Origin of the sequence: Flagellimonas olearia, assembly GCF_009184425.1 — a bacterium.
Taxonomy (GTDB): Bacteria; Bacteroidota; Bacteroidia; order Flavobacteriales; family Flavobacteriaceae; genus Flagellimonas; species Flagellimonas olearia.
Genome location: NZ_WELG01000001.1, coordinates 1,183,750 through 1,205,644, shown reverse-complemented (window position 1 = coordinate 1,205,644; position 21,895 = coordinate 1,183,750). Strand labels below are relative to the sequence as shown.

General features: G+C 45.2%; 21 protein-coding genes and 1 tRNA gene. 9 read left to right on the top strand and 13 right to left on the bottom strand.

Going from position 1 to position 21,895, the window contains the following annotated elements; translation table 11 throughout:
* The first annotated feature begins 8 nt into the window (after nt 1–8).
* Nucleotides 9–1,976 (top strand): LTA synthase family protein, encoded by a 1,968-nt coding sequence (locus F8C76_RS05140; RefSeq protein WP_152130740.1) that lies wholly within the window; start codon nt 9–11, stop codon nt 1,974–1,976.
* Complete coding sequence (locus F8C76_RS05135) at nt 1,973–2,857, top strand: diacylglycerol/lipid kinase family protein (RefSeq protein WP_152130739.1); 885 nt, start codon at nt 1,973–1,975, stop codon at nt 2,855–2,857. Before F8C76_RS05140 ends, F8C76_RS05135 begins: the two co-directional genes overlap by 4 nt.
* Before the next feature lie 71 nt (nt 2,858–2,928).
* Here F8C76_RS05135 and F8C76_RS05130 read toward each other — a convergent pair.
* A tRNA-Ser gene (locus F8C76_RS05130) sits at nt 2,929–3,013 on the bottom strand.
* A gap of 103 nt (nt 3,014–3,116) precedes the next feature.
* Here F8C76_RS05130 and F8C76_RS05125 point away from each other — a divergent pair.
* Nucleotides 3,117–3,869, top strand: a complete 753-nt coding sequence (locus tag F8C76_RS05125) for a sulfite exporter TauE/SafE family protein (protein WP_152130738.1) — start codon at nt 3,117–3,119, stop codon at nt 3,867–3,869.
* Nucleotides 3,870–3,890: 21 nt separating this feature from the next.
* Nucleotides 3,891–5,084, top strand: a complete 1,194-nt coding sequence (locus F8C76_RS05120; RefSeq protein WP_152130737.1) for a DegT/DnrJ/EryC1/StrS family aminotransferase — start codon at nt 3,891–3,893, stop codon at nt 5,082–5,084.
* A 25-nt stretch (nt 5,085–5,109) separates the two neighbouring features.
* On the opposite strand, the gene ribB is transcribed toward F8C76_RS05120, so the two are convergent.
* The 11 genes from ribB to F8C76_RS05065 all read right to left on the bottom strand — a co-directional run bounded on the left by ribB (nt 5,110) and on the right by F8C76_RS05065 (nt 15,984).
* A complete protein-coding gene (gene ribB / locus F8C76_RS05115) occupies nt 5,110–6,246 on the bottom strand; it encodes a 3,4-dihydroxy-2-butanone-4-phosphate synthase (protein WP_152130736.1) in 1,137 nt (378 codons plus the stop codon).
* Nucleotides 6,246–7,733 (bottom strand): LptF/LptG family permease, encoded by a 1,488-nt coding sequence (locus tag F8C76_RS05110; RefSeq protein WP_152130735.1) that lies wholly within the window; start codon nt 7,731–7,733, stop codon nt 6,246–6,248. The genes ribB and F8C76_RS05110 overlap by 1 nt, the downstream gene beginning before the upstream one ends.
* Before the next feature lie 3 nt (nt 7,734–7,736).
* Entirely contained in the window at nt 7,737–8,384 is a 648-nt protein-coding gene (lolA1, locus tag F8C76_RS05105; protein ID WP_129652551.1) for an outer membrane lipoprotein periplasmic chaperone LolA1, read from the bottom strand.
* 4 nt (nt 8,385–8,388) lie between these two features.
* Nucleotides 8,389–10,767, bottom strand: coding sequence for a DNA translocase FtsK (locus F8C76_RS05100; RefSeq protein ID WP_152130734.1), 2,379 nt, complete (start codon nt 10,765–10,767; stop codon nt 8,389–8,391).
* A gap of 62 nt (nt 10,768–10,829) precedes the next feature.
* A complete protein-coding gene (locus F8C76_RS05095) occupies nt 10,830–11,195 on the bottom strand; it encodes a diacylglycerol kinase (RefSeq protein WP_152130733.1) in 366 nt (121 codons plus the stop codon).
* On the bottom strand, nt 11,188–11,694 hold the full coding sequence (gene tpx, locus F8C76_RS05090) for a thiol peroxidase (RefSeq protein WP_129652548.1): 507 nt from the start codon (nt 11,692–11,694) through the stop codon (nt 11,188–11,190). Before tpx ends, F8C76_RS05095 begins: the two co-directional genes overlap by 8 nt.
* A 93-nt stretch (nt 11,695–11,787) precedes the next feature.
* Complete coding sequence (locus F8C76_RS05085; protein ID WP_129652547.1) at nt 11,788–12,045, bottom strand: DUF6952 family protein; 258 nt, start codon at nt 12,043–12,045, stop codon at nt 11,788–11,790.
* Nucleotides 12,026–12,340 (bottom strand): thioredoxin family protein, encoded by a 315-nt coding sequence (locus F8C76_RS05080; RefSeq protein WP_129652546.1) that lies wholly within the window; start codon nt 12,338–12,340, stop codon nt 12,026–12,028. The genes F8C76_RS05085 and F8C76_RS05080 overlap by 20 nt, the downstream gene beginning before the upstream one ends.
* Nucleotides 12,341–12,345: 5 nt before the next feature.
* Nucleotides 12,346–12,990, bottom strand: a complete 645-nt coding sequence (locus F8C76_RS05075; RefSeq protein ID WP_152130732.1) for a peroxiredoxin — start codon at nt 12,988–12,990, stop codon at nt 12,346–12,348.
* A gap of 210 nt (nt 12,991–13,200) precedes the next feature.
* Entirely contained in the window at nt 13,201–14,691 is a 1,491-nt protein-coding gene (gene nhaC / locus F8C76_RS05070; RefSeq protein ID WP_152130731.1) for a Na+/H+ antiporter NhaC, read from the bottom strand.
* A gap of 69 nt (nt 14,692–14,760) precedes the next feature.
* Entirely contained in the window at nt 14,761–15,984 is a 1,224-nt protein-coding gene (locus F8C76_RS05065; RefSeq protein ID WP_152130730.1) for an aminotransferase class I/II-fold pyridoxal phosphate-dependent enzyme, read from the bottom strand.
* Between the two features lie 153 nt (nt 15,985–16,137).
* On the opposite strand from F8C76_RS05065, the gene F8C76_RS05060 reads away from it, so the two are divergent.
* From F8C76_RS05060 to lpdA, 3 genes are all read left to right on the top strand, one after another.
* Nucleotides 16,138–16,596 (top strand): Lrp/AsnC family transcriptional regulator, encoded by a 459-nt coding sequence (locus F8C76_RS05060; protein ID WP_129652542.1) that lies wholly within the window; start codon nt 16,138–16,140, stop codon nt 16,594–16,596.
* A gap of 108 nt (nt 16,597–16,704) precedes the next feature.
* Nucleotides 16,705–17,094, top strand: coding sequence for a hypothetical protein (locus tag F8C76_RS05055; protein WP_152130729.1), 390 nt, complete (start codon nt 16,705–16,707; stop codon nt 17,092–17,094).
* Between the two features lie 128 nt (nt 17,095–17,222).
* The gene (gene lpdA / locus F8C76_RS05050) at nt 17,223–18,629 is read left to right on the top strand and encodes a dihydrolipoyl dehydrogenase (RefSeq protein ID WP_152130728.1); all 1,407 of its coding nucleotides are present in this window, start codon (nt 17,223–17,225) and stop codon (nt 18,627–18,629) included.
* 80 nt (nt 18,630–18,709) lie between these two features.
* On the opposite strand, the gene F8C76_RS05045 is transcribed toward lpdA, so the two are convergent.
* Complete coding sequence (locus tag F8C76_RS05045; RefSeq protein ID WP_152130727.1) at nt 18,710–19,906, bottom strand: acyltransferase family protein; 1,197 nt, start codon at nt 19,904–19,906, stop codon at nt 18,710–18,712.
* Nucleotides 19,907–20,035: 129 nt separating this feature from the next.
* Between F8C76_RS05045 and F8C76_RS05040 the strand changes: the two genes are divergently transcribed.
* Together F8C76_RS05040 and F8C76_RS05035 are read left to right on the top strand one after the other, a co-directional pair.
* Nucleotides 20,036–20,569: an NADPH-dependent FMN reductase gene (locus tag F8C76_RS05040; protein WP_152130726.1), complete on the top strand. Its 534-nt coding sequence runs from the start codon at nt 20,036–20,038 to the stop codon at nt 20,567–20,569.
* Nucleotides 20,570–20,576: 7 nt separating this feature from the next.
* On the top strand, nt 20,577–21,875 hold the full coding sequence (locus tag F8C76_RS05035; RefSeq protein WP_152130725.1) for an anthranilate synthase component I family protein: 1,299 nt from the start codon (nt 20,577–20,579) through the stop codon (nt 21,873–21,875).
* The last annotated feature ends 20 nt before the right edge of the window (nt 21,876–21,895 follow it).

Sequence of the window (21,895 nt, the reverse complement as noted above, 5' to 3'; positions counted from 1 at the left end):
CTTTGTATATGTTAAAAAATATTTTTCCATCCCGTTTTTCCATCATCAACGCTTTTTCGGTGGTGTTTTTGGGGCTCTCCTTTTTGGTACGCTTGACCTTTTTGCTGATGGATTTTTCGCAGGTGGAGCATTCGTTTTGGGGACTGCTCAAGGTTTTCTTTGTTGGTTTCTTCTTTGATTTGGGCACCTTGTCCTTTTTCTACGTGGTGGCCTCCCTATATTTTCTACTGTTGCCCCAAAGGCTATATGGTTCAATTTTTGACCGGATTGTGTGCTATTTTGGTTTGGCCATAGGTCTGTTGATCATCTATTTTTCCTTTTTTGCCGAGATTACCTTTTGGGACGAGTTCCAAAGACGGTTCAATTTTATTGCCGTGGATTACTTGATCTATACCTATGAGGTGATAAAGAATATCAATGAATCCTATCCTTTACCACTGCTTATTGGAGGGATGTTACTTTTGGTGGGACTTACTGTTTGGTGGTTCAATCGAAAGGGAACTTTTAAAGAAACATTTAAATCAACCACAACTTTCAGACAAAAGTTGGCGCCAGCCTGTATAGCCATGGTCATCATGCTATTTTTTGCAGGTACCATCCAGAACGAACAGGCGGAACTATCAAGCAATCGCTATAACAATGAATTGTCCAAAGCGGGCATTTATTCCTTCTTTGCGGCATTTAGGAACAATGAACTCAGTTACACGGATTTCTACAAGACCTTGCCCGAAAGGAAAGTCCTCGCTACCGCAGAGGAACAGATTAAGGCTCCTTCCGATAGTCTTCTTTTTCCTGAAAAGAACATTTTACGGCTCGTGAAGGGAGAGGTGGAAAAGAGACCAAATGTAGTGCTCATTTGTGTGGAAAGTTTGAGTGCCAGGTATTTGGGTGTCTTTGGGAATGACAAAAATTTGACACCCCATCTGGATTCCGTAGCCAAGGCAGAAGCATACTTCACCAATGTATATGCCACCGGAACTAGAACGGTCCGGGGAATGGAAGCCATAACATTGGCCATACCGCCAACACCGGGAAGAAGCATTGTAAAAAGAGAACACAACCGAGACCTATATACCATTGGGGAAGTCTTCAAAAGCAAGGGGTATTCCAGGACTTTCTTTTATGGGGGTGATGGCTATTTTGACAATATGGACAAATTCTTCAGTGGAAATGGATTTGATATTGTGGATCGTGGGAGAGGCTTTTTGCCATCTGGGGATATTGTCACGGACCGAAGAAACATTGAAGATGATGAGGTGACGTTTGAGAATGCCTGGGGCGTATGCGATGAGGATATTTTTGGGAAGGTCATCCAAGAAGCTGAACGGTCTTCAAAGAAAGGGGTGCCTTTTTTCAATTTTATAATGACCACTTCCAACCATAAGCCCTTCACGTATCCTGAGGGAAAAATTGATATTCCATCGGGAACGGGAAGAAGTGGAGCGGTCAAGTATACGGATTATGCCATAGGGAACTTCTTGCGAAAGGCCAAGACCAAGCCCTGGTATAAGAATACGGTCTTTGTGATCATGGCGGACCATTGTGGCAGTAGTGCCGGGAAGTGGGAATTGGATGTCGCCAACTATCGGATTCCTGCAATCTTGGTGAATTTTGATGGGTTTAAACAAAGACAGATTACCCAGCAATGCTCCCAAATAGATGTGATGCCAACCGTTTTCTCGCTGTTGGGATGGCAGTACCGGAACAACTTCTTCGGAAGGGATGTTTTTAGCATGGAACCTTCGGAACAAAGGGCCTTTATTGGGAACTACAGGAAGCTCGGATTGTTGAAGTCAGACGATTTGATGGTATTGGGAGATGGTAAGACCGCCAACCAATACAAATGGGACCAAGCTGACAATAGTCTGACAAAGGAGGCTGTGGACACAACATTTTTGAACCAGACCATTTCATTTTATCAATTGGCCGACCATCTGTATAACCATGGCGGGCTTGACGTAAAACTTGCACAATGACACAGGTCCATTTTATTGTAAATCCTATTGCAGGTAAGGGGAGTGTATTGGACGAAAAGGCTCTGTCCGGATATTTCGATGCAACAGCTTACGAGATAACCGTAAAGACCTCCAATTATGCTGGACACGCAACCAAACTGGCCAAAGAATCCGTTGAAAGCGGAGTGGATGTACTCGTGGCCTGTGGAGGGGATGGGACCATCAATGAAGTGGCTTCATGTTTGGTCCACACTCCTGTTCTATTGGGAATTGTCCCCATGGGTTCTGGAAACGGATTGGCCGAAAGTCTCAAGATTCCACGGCGGTTAAAAGCAGCGATGGAGACCATTAAAAAGGGCAGGGTAAGTCGTATAGATGTCGCCATGGTGAACGGCAGACCCTTCTTTAGCAATATGGGGATTGGTTTTGATGTCAAGGTGATTTCCAATTACAATGCCGGCGGCCAACGCAGGTTTTGGGCCTATGTCAAGGCAGTTGTACGGTCCATCAGGGATTTTAGCAGCAAGGAAAGGATCAAGGTTGAGTTTAACCAAAAGACCTTTAAGACAAATCCGTTTATGTTTTTCGTTTCTAACTCCAAGGTAATGGGGTACGATATTTCACTTACCCGAATGGCTTCCTTGCAAGATGGATTGTTGGATGTGGTGATTATAGAAAACCTGACAAAAGGTGAAATCCTTATACTTGGACTTTTTATGCTACTTAGGCTCAATCAATATCTCAAAAAGATACAGTACTTTAAAGTAAAGGAACTCAAGTTTAGCTTTGAGGGTCAAGATGAAAACCGTTTTATGCAGGCAGATGGGGAACTACACCATTTAGAGGACAGACAAGTTAGTGTTTCGGTAGAGGAAGGGGCTTTGAATGTATTGGTGCCTTAAGTCAAGGGAAATAAAAAACCCTGTGAATCAATTATTCACAGGGTCCATTGTTTTGAGATGATGTCTCTCAGCGGAGGAAGAGGGATTCGAACCCCCGGAGGTGTGACCCTCAACAGTTTTCAAGACTGCCGCATTCGACCACTCTGCCATTCCTCCTAAGCGGGTGCAAATATATAAAGCTTTTTTGGTTCTGTAAAAGTTTATAAACTTTAATTTTTTGCACGAATGAATCCCATTTTAAGGGAGTACTTTTGTCTACATGATGGAATGGTACCACTATGTGCTTTTGGTTGCGGTTGGTTTTGCTGTAGGCTTTATCAATACCGTGGCGGGAGGGGGTTCCTTACTGTCCTTGCCCACCCTTATCTTTTTGGGACTTCCCCCAGCCGTGGCAAACGGTACCAATAGGGTGGCCATTGTTATCCAAACGGCCTTGGCCACTGCAGGATTCAAGAGTAAGGGCGTTTCCACATTCCCTTTCAATCTATATTTGGGTATTGCGGCCTTTTTAGGGGCTATTTTGGGAGCTTGGATTGCGATTGATATCAACGGCGAGACCTTTAACCGGATTTTGGCCATGGTCATGTTGGCCGTGGTGCTTATCATTGTTTTCAAGCCCAAGATGCGCTTGGAGGACATGGAAGAAAGGCTCACGGGCAAATACCTGTGGCTGAGTCTTATTGTGTTCTTCTTTTTTGGGATCTATGGCGGATTCATCAATGCAGGTCTAGGGTTTTTAATGATATTTTTTATGCACTACGTAAACCGGATGAACCTCGTTCGGGTCAATGCCACCAAGGTGGCCGTGGTTTTTATTTATATGCTGTCCGCTTTGGCCGTTTTTGCCCTTAATGATAAGGTGAATTGGAAATTGGGACTTATTTTGGCCATTGGAAATGGCTCCGGAGCATGGGTGGCGAGCCGTTATTCGGTAAAAAAGGGAGACGGGTTCATAAAGACCTTTTTAGTGGTCGTGGTCATAGTCATGGCCATTAAACTGTGGTTTTTTTAAACAATTTTAAACAAGGGAAGTATGCCGGGTTTTGAACTTTTTGGAGATAGGGAACGGGAACAGGTACAGGATGTGCTGGACTCGGGGGTATTGATGCGTTATGGGTTCGATGGAATGCGTAACGGACATTGGAAGGCAAAGGAGCTGGAAGCTGCCCTTTCCGCTAAAATGAAGTCCAAGCATGTACACCTGTTGAGCAGTGGCACGGCCGCACTTACGGTAGCGTTGGCCAGTGCCGGCGTAGGGGCAGGGGACGAGGTGGTCATGCCCACGTTCACCTTTGTGGCCAGTTTTGAATCCATTTTGGCCCTTGGCGCCATTCCTATTTTGGTGGACATAGATGATACCTTGACGTTGGACCCATCTGCAGTGGAAAAAGCGATAACCCCCCGTACCAAAGTGGTGATGCCCGTGCATATGTGCGGTTCCATGGCCAACTTGGAGACACTGCAACAGATTTGCGACCAACACGGCCTTTTGCTTTTGGAAGATGCCTGCCAGGCCATAGGGGGAAGTTATAAAGGAAAACCTTTGGGTAGCATTGGGGATTTGGGCTGTTTTTCCTTTGATTATGTAAAAACCATCACCTGCGGTGAAGGCGGGGCGGTCATCACCAATACTACAGCGTATTATGAAAATGCCCATAAATACTCGGACCACGGCCATGACCATATTGGAAATGATAGGGGAGCAGAGGCCCATCCTTTTTTGGGATACAATTTTCGAATTTCAGAGTTGAATGCTGCCGTGGGATTGGCCCAGTTGGATAGATTGGATGAATTCATTGCCCTGCAGAAGAAAAACTATACCATTTTAAGGGAGGCGTTGTCAGAGGTTCCGGAGGTTACTTTTCGGACGGTACCTGATGGGGGTGAGGAAAACTACTCCTTCCTGAGTTTCTTTCTTCCTTCGGAAGCGATTGCCCAACAAGCCCACAAAGCTTTGGGCGGAGCAGGGGTTGATGCCTGCTTCTATTGGTACAACAACAACTGGCACTACTACAGGAAATGGGAGCATCTCACCCAGTTGAAATCATTGGGCAAGCTGCCCCAGGAAGTCATTGAGGGATTACCGGATTATTCCAAGGCCGATTTTTCTGCCTCGGACCACTGGGTGGGCCGGACCATTTCCTGTCTGATCAAATTGGGTTGGACGGAAGACGAAGTCCGGGAAAGGGCAAAAAAAATAGCGGAAATCCTCAAGAAAACCATCTAGCCCACAATTTTGTATTTGGGAAAACCTAATAATTCACATACTCCACAATTTCCAAACCGTAACCTACCATCCCCACTCTTCGGGTCTGTGCGGAATTTGAAAGCAAGCGGATTTTGGAAATATTGAGGTCGTGCAAAATCTGGGCGCCGATACCAAAATCTTTCGTGTCCATATCAATTTTTGGGGCTTTGTGGATCCCCTCCGCCTGAAGTTTCTTGAACTCCGCCAAGCGACCCAACAAATTCTTGGATTGGTTCCCTTGATTGATAAAGATCATGGCAGCCTTATCCTCGGCGTTCAAGGCATTGAACATTCGGTTCAAGGTTTCATCCGGATTGTTGGTCAAGGTGCCCAAAATATCATTGTTCACAAGGGTAGAGTTGATACGGGTCAGGACTGGGTCGCCGTGCTTCCAGCTACCACGGACCAAAGCAATATGTACTTGATCGTTGGTGGTCTGTTTGTAGGCGCGCAGACGGTATTCCCCAAATCGGGTTTGGATAGTGAAGGCCTCTTTGAGTTCAATCAGGCTATCATGTTCCATTCGGTAAGCGATCAAATCCTCGATGGAAACGATTTTAAGGTCAAATTTTTTGGCTACCTCCAAAAGTTGGGGCAATCGGGCCATGGTGCCATCTTCGTTCATGATTTCCACGATGACGCCAGCGGGTTCCAATCCTGCCAAGCGGGCAAAATCAATGGCAGCTTCGGTATGTCCGGTGCGGCGCAATACGCCACCTTCCTTGGCAATGAGTGGAAAAATATGTCCGGGGCGGGCCAGTTCATGGGCCTTTGTATTGGCATTGGTCAAGGCCAAAATGGTTTTGGCCCTATCCGAGGCGGAAATTCCCGTAGTGACCCCATTTCCCCTTAAATCCACAGAAACTGTAAAGGCGGTTTCCAGCGGGTCGGTATTGTGCGTGACCATCATGTGGAGTCCCAAATCTTTACATTTCCCTTCGGTAAGTGGGGCGCAGATAAGCCCTCGACCATGGGTGGCCATGAAATTCACTGTTTCGGGGGAAATCAGTTCGGCAGCGGCCACAAAGTCACCTTCATTCTCGCGGTTTTCATCATCCACCACAATAATGACTTTACCTTGTCTGATGTCTTCAATGGCTTCCTCTATGGCGTGCAATTGTATTTTTTTCTCCTCGACCATTACTCTTCAGAATCTTTTCTTTTTCGTTTAAATATGCTCCTAATGCGATCTATAATATGTCCAAACCCAAACAGTCCTCTATCCGCGGTGGCCCTTTTGGTCAGTGAAACCCCTAAGGGAAGCATGATCAAGGTAGAAAGCCAGGCCCCAATGGCTGGGTGTATATTACCTTCCTTGGCGTAATTGCCCGCAAACACTCCAATAAAATAGTAGGTCAAAAATAAGACAATGGCAATCACCATGGGTAATCCCAGGCCTCCTTTTCGGATAATGGCCCCCAAGGGTGCTCCCACAAAAAATAGAATGATACACGAAAATGCCAAGGCAAACTTTTTGTGCAAGGAAAGGATATGACTGTTGTAAAATTTGAACCGTTGTTGCAGTTCCTCTTTTTTGGAAACTACGGTGGTCAAGACACTTGAAACCGAATTTTTGGCATTGTTGACCACCTGCAGCTGTTGCCAGTCCTGCAATGATGCCAAAAGCTCGTCCACACTATTGAGGGAATCCTTTGAAATTTTGGTTACGGGAATCTGGGTTGCGGTTTGAATGGTGTCCCCAACAGTTGATTTTGGAGGAAATGCCCCCATACGGTTGACAATATTTTTGGAGAATGCCTCCACTTTTTCCAGATTGTTGGTTCCCAATGAATCGATATCCTTGATCAAACGTCCCACATTCTTCATTTTGTCCGTGGTAATATTGCCGTCTTCTTCCAAGTCTTGGTTGTTCAGTTCCGAAATATCTATGTTGATGGTGTAGGTTTCAAAATGGGCCTTGGCAAAGGGTTGTTTTCTCTTTTCCTTGTTATCCTTTGGGACCAGCTCCTCGTAGTAATTGCCATCTTTCAGTACCAGCTGGATAATGTCGGAATCTTCACTACTGATCAGCTCTCCACCTTTGGCCTTGATGACCGTATTGTTTACATTTTGGTTGGTTTTTTTGTGGATGACCACATTGTCCAAAAACCGGTCTTGTTCCCCGTACTTTCGCTCCACTTTAATGTTCATGCCCTCACCGGTGCCTTCAAAATCGCTGAAAACTCCTTCGGTAATGGCTGCAGCAGGTTTTACCTTGGCAATGTTACGCCGTAGGTTGAATATTTTCTGTTCCGATTTTGGAATGATATTGTTGGCGAAGAAAAAGGTGACCACTCCCAAAAAAAGGACAAAGATTATCAAGCTTCGCATCCCTCGCTGAAGGGATATTCCAGAAGCCTTCATGGCGGCGAACTCATAGTTTTCCGCAAAGGTACCAAAGGTAAGGATGGACGACAGTAATACGGTTAGGGGCAATACCTTGTCCACCAAAGTGGGGATGAAATAAAAAATAAACTTCCCAATAATGACCATGCCTAGACCTTTTCCCGCCAAATCATCTATAAAAAGCCATATTCCCTGAAAAATGAATATGACGATCAAGATGACAAAGGAGCTAAAGAAGTTATAGAGAAACCTCGATAATATATACTGGTCTAGTATTTTCAATGGCTAGTTTCGTGTTATGTAATACCCTTTATCCTCGTATTTTTTCTCGTCAAAGGTAAAGAGGGTACTTGAAAATGGCTGGTTGGTTTTGAAAGAATTAACGGTTATGGTAGTTTTTGTACCGTTGTTTCCCGTCTGGATGAGCTTGTAGATGTGTTTGGTCTGTGTGTCAACGCCCAAGAGTACGGATTTGATCTCGGTATTGGAATCAATAGGGGTGAGCTTTACGTATTGTATTTTTCTTCCCCCCACATTTTGCAAGATGTCCCAGGCATAGTTATGCCCGGTTTTATAGAAGGTGAGCATTTTTGAAGGGCTCACATTGTCGGCATCTTGATCGACATCCTCTATGGTTACTTCCTCATTTTCGGGAACAACGGTGTAGACCTTGGTGCCATCATATAATTGTTGGGCCCCAAAATAGTTCAAAAAGTATTTTTCGCCACTTAGGGAAACATTGCCATGGGTTTCCTGTTTCAAATTGGCCTCACTGTTCTCCAAGGTGGAAGTAAAGTCGATATAGATGTTGTCATAGCTTTTCACCTTATTGTAGACTTCGTCCAAAAGTGCCTTGGCCTGCGATGAGCTCTGCCCATATGAGAATAGTGCAACGGTAAAAAGTCCGATAAAAAGAATGTGTTTTTTGATCATGGTATTATTTTGATTCGTTTTCTAAAAATTGTTCCAAGGAATACATGTCCGGAATCAAGACCTGACGGGCTTTACTTCCTTCAAAAGGACCTACAATCCCAGCGGCTTCCAGTTGATCAATGATCCTACCGGCCCGGTTGTATCCCAATTTCAGTTTTCGTTGGATCAGGGAGGCGGAACCTTGTTGTGCCGTAACGATGACTTCGGCGGCTTCGCGGAACATGGCATCCCTTTCCGAAATATCATAATCAATACCCGTGCCAGAGTCTTCACCTACGTATTCTGGCAGTAAATGGGCTTCTGGATAGGCGCGTTGCGACCCAATGTATTCGGTGATTTTGGCCACTTCAGGGGTATCTACAAAGGCACATTGCAAACGGGTCACATCATTCCCTTGGGTGTAGAGCATATCCCCGCGGCCAATAAGTTGGTCGGCACCTTGGGCGTCCAGAATGGTCCGTGAATCTATCTTGGAGGTTACCCTGAACGCAATCCTTGCCGGGAAGTTCGCCTTTATAATACCCGTGATCACGTTTACCGAAGGTCGTTGGGTGGCAATGATCAAATGAATCCCGATAGCTCGGGCCAACTGTGCCAATCTGGCAATAGGCGTTTCCACTTCCTTGCCCGCGGTCATGATCAAGTCTGCAAACTCATCAATCACCAAAATGATGTAGGGAAGGAATTTATGTCCATCGTTCGGATTTAATTTACGGGCCTTGAACTTGGCATTGTATTCCTTAATGTTTCGTACCATGGCCGTTTTCAACAACTCGTAGCGATTGTCCATCTCAATACAGAGGGAGTTCAGGGTGTTGATTACCTTGGTGTTGTCCGTGATGATGGCCTCGTCCGAATCCGGGAGCTTGGCCAAGAAATGCCGTTCAATTTTGTTGTAGAGGGTCAATTCCACCTTTTTGGGGTCGACCAAAATAAACTTGATTTCTGCCGGATGTTTTTTGTAGAGGAGCGAAGTGATCACCGCATTCAATCCTACGGATTTCCCTTGCCCGGTAGCACCCGCCATCAGCAGGTGGGGCATTTTGGCCAGATCCACCACAAAGGTCTCGTTGCTAATGGTCTTTCCAAAAGCAATGGGAAGTTGCATTTCCGCTTTTTGAAACTTGTTGGATGCAATCACCGATCGCATGGAGACAACGGAAGCGTTCTTGTTGGGCACCTCAATACCCACGGTTCCCTTGCCAGGAATGGGGGCAATGATCCGAATTCCCAGAGCGGCTAGGGAAAGGGCTATGTCATCTTCCAGATTTTTGATCTTGGAGATGCGGATGCCCGCTTCAGGGACAATCTCGTATAGGGTGACCGTAGGGCCTATGGTGGCCTTGATCTGCGCGATCCCTATTTTGTAATTCTTTAGGGTGCTTACAATACGGTTTTTGTTTTCCTCCAGTTCCTCTTGGTTGATGGTAATGCCACCAGCGGCACCATGGGCTTCCAATAGTTCCAAAGGAGGGAATTTATAGCTGCCGAGTTCCAGCTTTGGGTCGAATTCCCCAAAATCCTTGACCAACTTTTCGGCCTTGATGTCTTTTTCCTCCTTTTCTTCTTGAACCTTCTCAACCTCTAGGCTGATATCCTCCTCTTCTTCTTGGGGAAGGTTCACGTCCAACCCAGCTTCATTCTGAAGGGGAGGGATATCTTTTTTGTGGGTGTAGGTGTCCACGGAAATGGCAACTTCTTCCTCTTGCACGTCCAACTCAATAGGGTGCTCTTCCGTTTCCTGTTTTTCCGAAACAGTGGTTTCCGTTTGAAAATCGGACTTTATTTTTTGGCGTTGCGAACGGAAGAAATTGGCGACCCCTTCAGGTGTAAAATTGAAGAGTTGCACCAAGATGACCATCAGCATGAAAATCAAGATTAGGAACACCCCGATTTTTCCGGTGTAATCTTGGAGGAAATCGTTCATTTCAAAGCCAATAAGTCCACCCAACAAAGGTTGGCTCGAAGCAAAGAAACCCAAGGCAATGGATACCCAGATTATACCGATGAAGCCCCAAATCCATTTACCAATGAGACCTTTTCCGCTTAGCCCCAAAAACAGGTATAGTCCAGTGACAGCCAGTAATAAAGGAAAGGCAAACGATGCAAGGCCAAATCCTTGGTACATGAAAAAATGACTCACACTGGCCCCGAACTTGTTCAATAAGTTACTGGCCTCGGCGTTTCTGTGGGCAAACTCGGATAGAATGCTCTGATCTTCCTGCCAGGTGAAATAATAGGACATGAACGAGAAGAAAAGTGCTATGCTGAGTACAATCAGTAAACTGCCCAAGATAATCTTGTTTTGCTTGGAAGGCCTAAAGGAGACCTTCTTTTTGGCGGTTGTAGGTTTGGATTTTGATTTTGTCCTTTTCTTTGCCATTAATCCGTTTGCTATGGGGCTAATTTACAAATTTACGCTGCTATACCGGGTCTTGGATGTCATTACATCAGTTTGGGTATATAGATGATCAATCCAATGATACTGGCCACAATGGATACGATCATCACGGCACCCGCCGAAATATCCTTGATCAGACCAATTTTTGGGTCATGATCGGGTTGTACATAATCGGCTAATTTTTCAATGGCCGTGTTCACTCCCTCTATACCCATGACCAATCCAATGGCAAAGAGTTGAAGAATCCATTCCGTGGCCGAGATTTCAAAATAGAATCCTGCTACGGTCATTACCAAGGCAATAAAAAATTGGATTTTGATACTGGCCTCGGTACGCAAAAGCAAGAACATGCCTTTGAGCGCATAACCTATACTACGGATCCTATTCTTGAAAAAAGATTCCTTAGGCATCCATCAATGCTTCAAGCGCGGCTTTGTAATTGGGCTCGTCCACAGTTTCGGAAACTTGTTCGGAATAGATGACCTGTCCATTTTCATTAAGTACTACCACGGAGCGTGACAGAAGCCCTTGCAATGGACCATCGGTAAACTCCACCTTATAGGATTTTCCAAAATTTCCATCCCTGAAATCGGATAGGGTCTCAACCTTGTCAATCCCCTCGGCACCACAAAAACGGGTTTGGGCAAAAGGGAGGTCTTTGGAGATACAAAGTATTTTGGTATTGTCCAGTTCGGCAGCTTCCTGGTTGAATTGGCGAACCGATTGTGCACAAGTACCGGTATCTATACTTGGGAATATGTTCAAGACCACTTTTTGGCCAGCATAATCCGATAGGGAAGCAGGGGAGAGGTCGTTCTTTGTCAATTTGAATTCCGGGGCTTGGGAACCATTTTCGGGAAGGTTTCCAAGAGTGTGTATTTCATTTCCTTTTAAGGTGACTGTAGCCATGTTTTTCTATTTGGTTCAGGTCCAAAAGTACTTAAAAAAAACCTTCCCATAATGCATTACGGGAAGGTTCTTGACTAGAAAATATAGTATGGTTTATTTGTCGATGGAACTGAGCACCCGAGACATAAAGGCATTCATGGCCTCTTTCTTTGGAGTCCCCTTTTGTATCTCGCTGGACACTTCCAAGGCACCATAGATATTGGAGATGATTTCTCCGATGGTGTCCAGTTCATTGTCCTTTAACGTGGCGACCTCGCAAATGCTTTCCAAGGTTTCCGCTGTTTCCAACAGATAATCCTCGTCATGCTCCTCAACAAAATTTACCAGTTGTTTAATGATGGGCAACTTCATTGACCAAGGTTTTTAGTACATCATATTTGTTGGTCTGCACCTGATTTTTTAATGTCCCGTTGGAAAAGGCGGCAAAGGTGGGCAGATTGTCCACATTGGCCATTTTCCGTGACTCCGGGAATTTTTCTGCATCAACCATCACAAAAGTGACATTTTGGTTAAGCGAAGCCTCTTTTTTGAACTTGGGCTTCATAATCCTGCAATTTCCACACCAGGATGCAGAGTATTGCACCACTACGGACTCGTTGCTGGCAACAAGCTCGCTCAGGTTGTCTTTTTCCAATTCTATGACCATGTTCCTTAGTTTACGTGATTGGCCAAATATTCCGCTACCCCGTCGCGGTTGGCGTTCATAGCTTCCTTACCTTCTTCCCAGTTGGCAGGACATACCTCTCCTTTTTCCTGTACGTGGGCAAATGCATCCACCAAACGGATGAATTCCTTCACGTTTCTACCAAGGGGCATGTGGTTAATGCCTTCATGGAACACCGTACCTTCTTCATCGATCAGATAGGTGGCCCTGTAGGTTACATTGTCACCTTCCACAAGAACAGAGTCGGTCTCCTCATTGTAATCTTCATTTGTGATGTCCAAAATGCCCAAAGCCTTGGCCAAGTTTCTGTTGCTATCGGCAACGATAGGGTAGGTTACCCCTTCAATCCCACCATTGTCCTTTGCAGTGTTCAACCAAGCAAAGTGTACTTCTGCAGTATCGCAAGATGCGCCAATCACCAAAGTGTTCCTTTTTTCAAATTCGGCCAAATGTTGTTGAAAAGCGTGTAGCTCCGTAGGGCAAACAAAGGTGAAATCCTTAGGGTACCAGAAAAGTAAAATTTTCTTGTTTTCGGCCTTGGCTTTTTCTAAAATGTTGATTTTGAAAGTGTCGCCCAATTCATCAATGGCATTTACTTCGATGTTTGGAAATTTTCTTCCGACTAATGTCATTCTTGTGTTTTTTTATAAAGGTTATACTGCAAAATTAGCGCAGGGAAATGCCTTTCCCAAAGGAAAAAATCAGTATTTCCTATGGAAGGATAGCCTAGACTTATGGTGTAAAAAAAGCGATGGATTTTTGAAAAGCCGACAATTGCAATAGGTGGAAAATCACAATTCGGCAAAGAAATCAACCTGTGGTAAAAGTGTACTCTTGATTTTTTAAGCAGGGGCCTTTTCGGTCAACATTTTAATCTTGATTTTGAAGGCTGCGAACAACAAGGTCATGAACGGACTCAACCAATTGAAGACGGCATAAATCCCATATTCCATAACCCCTACGCCCAATACTCCGCTGTGGTAGGCGCCACAGGTGTTCCAAGGCACCAATACGGAAGTTACGGTTCCTGAATCTTCAAGGGACCTACTCAAGTTTTCCGGGGCCAGACCACGTTCCCGGTATGCTTTGGAAAACATCTTTCCGGGGACCACAATGGCCAGATATTGGTCCGATGCGGTTACATTGAGCGCCAAACAACTGCCCACGGTACTGGCAAAAAGTCCGAATGTGGTCTTGGCCATTTTTAACAAGGATTCGGTAATGCGCTCCAAGGCACCTATACCATCCATGATACCGCCAAAGACCATGGCACAGACAATCAGCCAAATGGTGTCCAACATGCCTGCCATTCCTCCCGAGGAGAACAGGTCGTTCAGTGCGGGGTCATCCGTGGCAATTGAGGTGTCCACGGTGATGGCGTTTAAAATTCCTTTATATCCCGACTCAAAAGTGAGACTTTCGCTTCCTCCAATGGTAGTGACAATATCCGGCTGAAAAATCAACGCAACGGCAGCTCCCAACAAAGTCCCTATCAACAGAGCCAATAAGGGAGGCGCTTTTTTTACGATCATAAAAATCACGGCAACGGGTACCAAGAACAACCAACCATTGATGTTAAAGGTGTCTCCAATGGTTTCAAGGATGGCGCCTGTATCGGCCACCCCTTCGGTTTCAATGGTAAAGCCCATAATAATGAACACCAATAAGGTTACGGCAATGGTGGGTACAGTGGTCAGTGCCATGTACCGAATATGGGAGAACAATTCGCCGCCCGCCATGGCAGGGGCCAAGTTGGTAGTGTCGCTCAAAGGGGACATCTTATCCCCAAAATAGGCTCCAGAAAGCACTGCGCCTGCCGTCATACCCAAAGAAATGCCCAAGGCTTCCCCAATGCCCACCAAGGCAATACCCACCGTTGCGGCCGTGGTCCAACTACTTCCCGTGGCAATGGAAATGATGGCGCAAATAATAACGCATGCCGCCAAAAATATAGTGGGATTCAATATTTGGAGGCCGTAATAGATCATCGCAGGAATAATACCGCTGACCAACCAGGTTCCCGATAGGGCGCCTACCATTAATAAAATGAGCAGCGCTCCAGTAGTGGAACGCACATTCTCGGCCACTTCGGCAATCATCTGTTTGTAGGATACCTTATTGAAAAAGCCCACGATGGCCGCCATGGCTCCTCCCATAAGAAGGATGAACTGGTTGGATCCACTCAGGGCATCATCACCAAAAACGTAGACATTGTAGGCCAGCATGGCCACCAGTGCAAAAACAGGAATCAAGGCTTCCCCAATGGTCAGCTCCTTATTTTCAACAATATGCTCATCCTGTCTGTACTTAGGGGCTTCCTCTTTTTTTGGCATGTGGTCTGAGTTTGTTAAGAGGTAATATTACGATTTTGAACCTTGTTCTCCAAACGGCTTTTTTATCGTTTAATCAATTGTGGATGTGGATGGGGACAGAATCCCCATTTTTTCCATACAAGCTCTCATGGCCAAATAAGTCTGGTGGATATTGTTGTCCAATCCTATGGAAAAGCGGATCAGCCCTTGCGACAACCCTAGCGCTTCTTGTTCTTCCATGGGAATCTCCGAAGAGGTGGAAGTGCCCGATGCGCTGAAGAGGGTCTTGTAAAAACCGAGGCTTACCGCCAAATACCCCAATTTCTGGGTTTGCATGAGTTCCATAAGGGCATTGGCTTGGTCTACAGAGCCTACATCCAAGGTAAGCAAGCCGCCGAAACCGTATTCGGGATTCATTTGGGATTTCATTACGTTGTGGCCTGGGTGACTTTCCAATCCTGGATATACCACTTTTAAACCATCTTTTTCAAATTGTTGCGCCAAGTAGAGGGCATTTTCACTGTGCTTTTTGATGCGGATGTGCAGTGTACGCATATTTTTGAGGATGGATGCCGCTCGGAGGCTGTCCAACGTGCTTCCCATGAGCATTCCCGCTCCATTGTTCACATCTTTTAGGCTTAGGCAGAAATCGCTTGAAGCACAAACGGCGCCAGCGACGCAATCACTGCTGCCATTGATGAACTTGGTAAGACTGTGGATGACAATGTCCGCACCCAATTGGGCCGCGTTGATGTTCAAGGGAGAGAAGGTATTGTCCACCACCAAGGGAATACCATGCTTTTTGGCCAATTTGGAAAGGGCCGCAATGTCCGCTACTTCCAAAAGGGGATTGCTGATGGCTTCGCAATAGATCATCTTGGTCTTTGGGGTGATGGACTGCTCCACGATGTCCAAGTCGGTGATATCTATAAAGGATGTGGAAATATTGAACTTCTTCACAAAGTTTTTCAAAAAGGCATAGGTGCCTCCGTAGATGGTCCTACTGCAGACTATATGGTCGTTTGTATCGCAAAGCTGAAAAACCACAGCACTGATGGCGCCCATTCCACTGGCAAACACATTGGCCGATTCCGTGCCTTCCAGCTGGGCCATAGCTTCGCCCAAATATAGATTGGAAGGGGAGGAGTGTCTGCTGTACAGATAGCAACCTTCGGTATTGCCCTCAAAGGTGTCGAACATGGTCTTTGCGGAAAGAAAGGTATAGGTGGAAGAGTCCGATATGGAAGGGTTCACCCCGCCAAATTCACCAAAATATTGCAAGTCTTGGATATGTTCTGATGCTTTATAGTCCATTGTGTGATAATTTTAGGTGAAAAGTATATAAGTAAAGACATTAAGTCAAGCATTATGTCGTTATATAGATTTTAAATTGGCTTATTATTTACAATAAAGATTTATGTTCTATTTTTAATGTGATATTCAATCAGAAACAGAAAATTCATCAGGATGGAACTCGACACAACGGATATAAAGCTGGTACACCTGCTTCAGGAAGACTGTAAAAAGACCACAAAACAATACGCGGATAGTTTACAACTTTCCAAAACGGCGGTGTACGAGCGTATACGACGATTGGAGCGCAATGGGGTAATCACCCAATATGTGGCCTTGGTGGATAAGGAGAAAGTACGGCGCGACTTTATGGTACTCTGTCAGATACGATTGGTTCAGCACACCAAGGAAAATGTATTGAAATTTGAACGGGAAATCCTTAAACTGGAAGAGGTGTCCGAATGCTTCCATGTAGGAGGCGACTATGACTACATTTTAAAGATCCATGTGGAGGATATGAAGAGCTATCGCGAATTCATGTTGACGAAACTCACCACTATCAACAATATTGGAAATACGCAGAGTTCGTTCGTTATCAACGAGGTGAAAAACAGCCCTGCGGTCCACATTTAGCAAACTTTAACCTAAATCGATGTTAAAAAAGCCCATCGGATAAAGGGGGATGTGTAATTTTTGGCGTATCAAAAAACGAACAACCATCAAAAGACTTCTTTTTCCGTCATGAAAACCCGTACCCGATTGTTTCTCACCGTGTTGGCCACGGTCATTGGAGGGCTGTGTTTGGTCCTGTACACCACACTTTCCCAAGATATTTTGTTTGAAGGCATGAGCTTTTGCTCTTCCTCTACAATGGATTTGACACTGGGTACATTGGCTATGTTCACCTCGGCCGTGCTCACAGGTTTCATTTCTTCATTGATTGTGGTACGGGATAATTTTTGGCCCCATTTTTTCATCTCCCTCTTTATTGTTGGAAAATTATCCATGGTGGCACTTTGTGGACAGTGGGGTGGACCTATGTGGTTTGAGTCCGGCGTACACCTCTCTCTTTTGGGTGGACTTTGGTTGGGATGCTACGGTGCTGTTAAGTTTCCCTTGGCCCCAGTGTAGTTCTTCGGCTAGAGCCACAACCAACTTTTTTACTCGGATATGTTAAGGAAAAATGCATGGTCTATCGGAGAAACATTGTTATTTTTGTAGCTGATAATCGAACGAATAATTATCTCTAAGCATTTACTATGAATCAATATGATGTGGCCATTATTGGCTCTGGACCTGGAGGCTATGTAGCGGCAATCCGTTGTGCCCAATTGGGAATGAAAACTGCAATAATTGAAAAATACGCCACCTTGGGGGGAACTTGCCTAAATGTAGGTTGTATCCCATCCAAAGCCCTTTTGGATTCCTCGCATCATTATGAAGATGCCGTAAAGCATTTTGAAGAGCACGGGATTGATATTCCTGGAGAGATAAAGGTGAACCTAGAGCAGATGATAGCCCGTAAGCAGGGTGTTGTGGACCAGACCACCAAGGGAATCCAATTCTTGATGGACAAGAACAAGATTGATGTATACCAAGGTTTTGGAAGCTTCAAGGATGCCACCCACATCAACATAGATAAAGCCGATGGCGAAAAAGAGACCATCGAAGCAAAGCATACCATTATAGCTACGGGTTCCAAGCCCTCCTCATTGCCTTTCATCAAAATTGATAAAGAGCGAGTTATCACGTCAACAGAGGCGTTGAAACTCAAAGAGGTGCCCAAGCACATGATCGTTATCGGAGGCGGGGTCATTGGTTTGGAATTGGGACAAGTGTACAAACGTCTTGGTGCCGAAGTGACTGTAGTGGAATTCATGGACCGCATTATTCCCGGAATGGATGGGGCACTTTCCAAAGAGTTGATGAAGGTGATGAAGAAGCAAAAAGTAGGCTTCAACCTATCCCACAAAGTAAAATCGGTGGAGCGAAAAGGCGACGAGGTCATTGTAAAGGCCGACAACAAAAAAGGAGAGGAAGTCACCTTTACGGGAGACTACTGTTTGGTCTGTGTGGGAAGAAGACCTTACACGGATGGATTGAATGTTGAAGCCGCCGGAGTAAAATTGGATGATCGCGGTAGGGTAGAGGTGAACGATCACCTTCAGACCAATGTATCCAATATTTATGCCATTGGTGATGTCATCCGTGGTGCTATGTTGGCCCACAAGGCAGAGGAAGAGGGAACTTTGGTGGCGGAATTGTTGGCCGGCCAAAAACCACATATCGATTATAACCTGATTCCAGGAGTAGTATACACGTGGCCCGAAGTTGCCGCGGTGGGTAAAACCGAAGAGCAGCTCAAGGAAGCTGGGGTGGAATATAAAGTGGGTCAATTTCCCATGCGTGCCTTGGGTCGTGCCCGTGCCAGTATGGACATTGATGGATTTGTAAAGATTTTGGCCGATAAAAAGACCGACGAGGTCCTTGGAGTACACATGATCGGTGCTCGAAGCGCGGATTTGATTGCGGAAGGGGTCACTGCCATGGAATTCAGGGCATCTGCAGAAGACATTGCCCGTATGAGCCATGCCCACCCAACGTTTGCAGAAGCCGTTAAGGAAGCTGCTTTGGCCGCTACTGCCGATAGGGCCATACACGTTTAAAGGATACCATCAGCCAAAGGCTGTAAGGAAATTTGCCCAAAGGGTTTATCGAGTAAAATCGTTGACGTTTTGGGCTTTTTTTAGCCCCTAACGGTACGTAGAAACCTGCGCAATACCAAGCGCACACGGATGGAAAGTTCCCTTAACATGGGAATTGAAGCTTCCTTTACCTCAATGGCTTGACGTTTCATGGAAGCCAAAGCCCAAGCAATCTGCGATTTTATCTCCGCTTCATGTTGGTTGTATTTCAAGGCCAGATAGGTGCAGACCACCATAAAAAGAATGGCTCCGGGAATCACTGTCTGGGGAGTAAGGGAGTGGTTAAAGAAGCGATATAGCCCCAATCCGGTAAAACTACCATAGAGAATAATAAAGTGGATGACATAGATGGATAATGTACTGGCACCTATGTTCAAAATGGTACGGTTGGTCAAGAATCTCCGTAAGAACATGAACACGGCAAAAACGATAAAGACATTCCCAAGCCGTATGAACAGATAGTTGTTCAAAGGAATCAATCCAAAAAACTCCCATCCGGTAAATCCATGCAAGGATGCAAAGGCACTGGATGAATGATAGATCAACACATATCCCACTGCTGCAGCCAAAGGAATTCCCACCGAGTACAAGTGTTTAAAATCCTTGAAACGGGTGAAGAGTACTGAAATGAACCCACCTAAAGTTGCATAGCCTAACCAAGGGATTATCGTAAATACGGACCCATTGGCCTTGGTGAAATAGTTGGCCAAGGCATTGGGCAAAAAGGAAAATGACCACTGTTTGTAAACCGGTTCAAAGAGGAACAACACCAAAGTAATACCCAAGAGAAGTGTTGGGAAAAGATATGGTTTTCGCTTACTTGTGATGAGATAAATCCCTATCAAAACAAGAATGGAAAGTCCGATGCAGTGCAATACATCCACCAGATAGAAAGTGTTGTACACTTGTCCCTTGAAGAGCCCAAAAAGGTTCAAACGGAGTAAATAGCCAATTAGCAAAAGCTGCAATCCGCGACGAACACCCTTGGCTACCCTTGGGTTTTCAAACCCTTTTTGAGGCACCCGAATCAATAAATAGGTGAAAATAAATCCGGAAACCGTAAAGAAGACCGGAGCGGTTATACCTCTAAAATATAGCCAGATGTTGAACGCAGCGTTTCCAGTATCCCTATAAATGGGGTCCATTAGCCCATCAATGAAATGCCCTTGGAGCATCATAAGGATGGCCCACGCCCGCATGGCATCAATAAAATATAATCTGTTGGTCTGTGCGTTCATTTGCTCTTGGCTACCCTATATACTTGTTTAGCAGTGGGTTTGGATGCTTTCCGGGGCAAAATTATACAAAATACTCGCATCTGTTCCCCAATTGGGGTATTTTAGCGAAACAATCAAACATTTCTTGTAATGGCTGAAATTTTGGCACTCGCCGGGAGCAATTCTTCAACTTCCATCAATTTTAAATTGGTTCAGTATACCACCTCATTGGTGCAAGATCATGATATTCAGGAGCTCAATATGGCCCAACACCCATTTCCCATGTTCAGCGAGGATCTTGAAAAACAAGACGGATATCCCGATGCCTTGGTGGACTTGAAGGATGAAATCCAAAAAGTGCAGGGCTTGATTCTTTCGGTGAACGAGCACAATGGAAATCCTTCAGCCTATTTTAAGAACGTACTGGATTGGCTCTCCCGTATTGACCGTAAGTTTTTGGACGGAACAAAGGTCTTTCTCATGTCCGCCTCGGGAGGTAAACGAGGGGGCATTGGCTCTTTGGGTGTGATTGAAAATATGTTGCCCAGATTTGGTGCCGAGATTGTATCTACCTTTTCCTTGCCATCGTTCCATGAGAATTTTAAGGATGGGAATATTATAGAGAATGAGTTAAAGGAAAAGCATCAAAAGGCTTTGGACACTTTTCTACAAACACTTCAATAGACATCCCTTGCGAAAGCGGCGAACCTATACCATCACCGATCCCTCCTTGATCAAAGAAGCTTTGTTGGACTGGTCGGGCAATTATGAAAAGGTTGTTTGGTTGGACGATAATGGACATCGTAGTGAATACCATTCCTATGATGCGGTTCTAGCTCTATCGGCAAAGACCGGTAAGTCCAAGGTCGTTGATTCACTGGATGGACTGAAAAGTTCCATGGAGGAAATACAGGATTGGCTGTTCGGATATGTTTCATACGATCTTAAGAATGAACTGGAGGGCCTACATTCCCAAAATTATGATGGATTGGAGTTTGGCAACGTGCACTTTTTTCAGCCCGAAAAAATAGTACTCCTCAATGGGAAAGAATTGACTTTTTTGTACTTGGAACATTGTGCAGAGGATATTGAAAGTGATTATGGACAACTTTTGTCAAATAGGGGAATGTGGCAACAGGAGAGAATTCCATCCACTCCCATCCGAATAAAAATGCGCATCCATAAGGATGCTTACTTTGAAAAAGCCAACCGTTTTTTGGAGCATATCCATCGCGGGGATATTTACGAAGCCAATTTCTGTCAGGAGTTTTATGCCGAAGACAGCACGATCGATCCTTTGCAAACCTACAGGCGACTAAATGCCATTTCCCAACCTCCTTTTGCCTGCTTTATGCGATGGGATGAAAAATATCTGCTCTGTGCCTCTCCGGAACGCTATTTAAAAAAGGTGGGGCAAACGGTGATTTCACAGCCCATTAAAGGGACAGCCCCAAGAAGTCAAAACAAAGCGGAAGATGAAAGGTTGAAGCAACAGCTTTCCCAAGATGAAAAGGAGCGCGCCGAGAACATCATGATTACCGATTTGGTCCGCAATGACCTGTCCAAAAGTGCATTGAAGGGAAGTGTGGTGGTTCAGGAACTTTGCAAGGTATACCCTTACAAACAAGTGCACCAGATGATTTCCACGGTGATCGCTGCCGTTCCAAAAGACAAAAACCCAGTAGAGCTTATTGAAGAGACCTTTCCCATGGGTAGTATGACAGGCGCCCCAAAGATTTCGGCCATGAAGATCATCGAAGAGCTGGAAGAGACGAAAAGAGGTCTGTATAGTGGGGCTGTAGGCTATTTTGGTCCAAATGGGGATTTCGATTTTAACGTGGTGATCAGAAGTATTCTGTACAATGCAGCGAACAAATATGTGTCCTATTCGGTAGGAAGTGCCATTACAGCAAAGTCGGATCCTGAAAAGGAATATCAGGAGTGCTTGCTGAAGGCCAAGGCCATGCGCAACGTTTTGGAAACCGACTGATCTTTATTGCTATTTTTGTG

What these genes read in the sequence shown, in the direction of transcription:
- F8C76_RS05085 (WP_129652547.1), bottom strand. Translation starts at nt 12,045, where the DNA reads ATGAAGTTGCCCATCATTAAACAACTGGTAAATTTTGTTGAGGAGCAT.
- F8C76_RS05045 (WP_152130727.1), bottom strand. Translation starts at nt 19,906, where the DNA reads ATGAACGCACAGACCAACAGATTATATTTTATTGATGCCATGCGGGCG.
- lolA1 (WP_129652551.1), bottom strand. Translation starts at nt 8,384, where the DNA reads ATGATCAAAAAACACATTCTTTTTATCGGACTTTTTACCGTTGCACTA.
- F8C76_RS05140 (WP_152130740.1), top strand. Translation starts at nt 9, where the DNA reads ATGTTAAAAAATATTTTTCCATCCCGTTTTTCCATCATCAACGCTTTT.
- tpx (WP_129652548.1), bottom strand. Translation starts at nt 11,694, where the DNA reads ATGGCTACAGTCACCTTAAAAGGAAATGAAATACACACTCTTGGAAAC.
- nhaC (WP_152130731.1), bottom strand. Translation starts at nt 14,691, where the DNA reads ATGCCAAAAAAAGAGGAAGCCCCTAAGTACAGACAGGATGAGCATATT.
- F8C76_RS05065 (WP_152130730.1), bottom strand. Translation starts at nt 15,984, where the DNA reads ATGGACTATAAAGCATCAGAACATATCCAAGACTTGCAATATTTTGGT.
- F8C76_RS05040 (WP_152130726.1), top strand. Translation starts at nt 20,036, where the DNA reads ATGGCTGAAATTTTGGCACTCGCCGGGAGCAATTCTTCAACTTCCATC.
- lpdA (WP_152130728.1), top strand. Translation starts at nt 17,223, where the DNA reads ATGAATCAATATGATGTGGCCATTATTGGCTCTGGACCTGGAGGCTAT.
- ribB (WP_152130736.1), bottom strand. Translation starts at nt 6,246, where the DNA reads ATGGTCGAGGAGAAAAAAATACAATTGCACGCCATAGAGGAAGCCATT.
- F8C76_RS05100 (WP_152130734.1), bottom strand. Translation starts at nt 10,767, where the DNA reads ATGGCAAAGAAAAGGACAAAATCAAAATCCAAACCTACAACCGCCAAA.
- F8C76_RS05075 (WP_152130732.1), bottom strand. Translation starts at nt 12,990, where the DNA reads ATGACATTAGTCGGAAGAAAATTTCCAAACATCGAAGTAAATGCCATT.
- F8C76_RS05060 (WP_129652542.1), top strand. Translation starts at nt 16,138, where the DNA reads ATGGAACTCGACACAACGGATATAAAGCTGGTACACCTGCTTCAGGAA.
- F8C76_RS05055 (WP_152130729.1), top strand. Translation starts at nt 16,705, where the DNA reads ATGAAAACCCGTACCCGATTGTTTCTCACCGTGTTGGCCACGGTCATT.
- F8C76_RS05080 (WP_129652546.1), bottom strand. Translation starts at nt 12,340, where the DNA reads ATGGTCATAGAATTGGAAAAAGACAACCTGAGCGAGCTTGTTGCCAGC.
- F8C76_RS05135 (WP_152130739.1), top strand. Translation starts at nt 1,973, where the DNA reads ATGACACAGGTCCATTTTATTGTAAATCCTATTGCAGGTAAGGGGAGT.
- F8C76_RS05125 (WP_152130738.1), top strand. Translation starts at nt 3,117, where the DNA reads ATGATGGAATGGTACCACTATGTGCTTTTGGTTGCGGTTGGTTTTGCT.
- F8C76_RS05120 (WP_152130737.1), top strand. Translation starts at nt 3,891, where the DNA reads ATGCCGGGTTTTGAACTTTTTGGAGATAGGGAACGGGAACAGGTACAG.
- F8C76_RS05095 (WP_152130733.1), bottom strand. Translation starts at nt 11,195, where the DNA reads ATGCCTAAGGAATCTTTTTTCAAGAATAGGATCCGTAGTATAGGTTAT.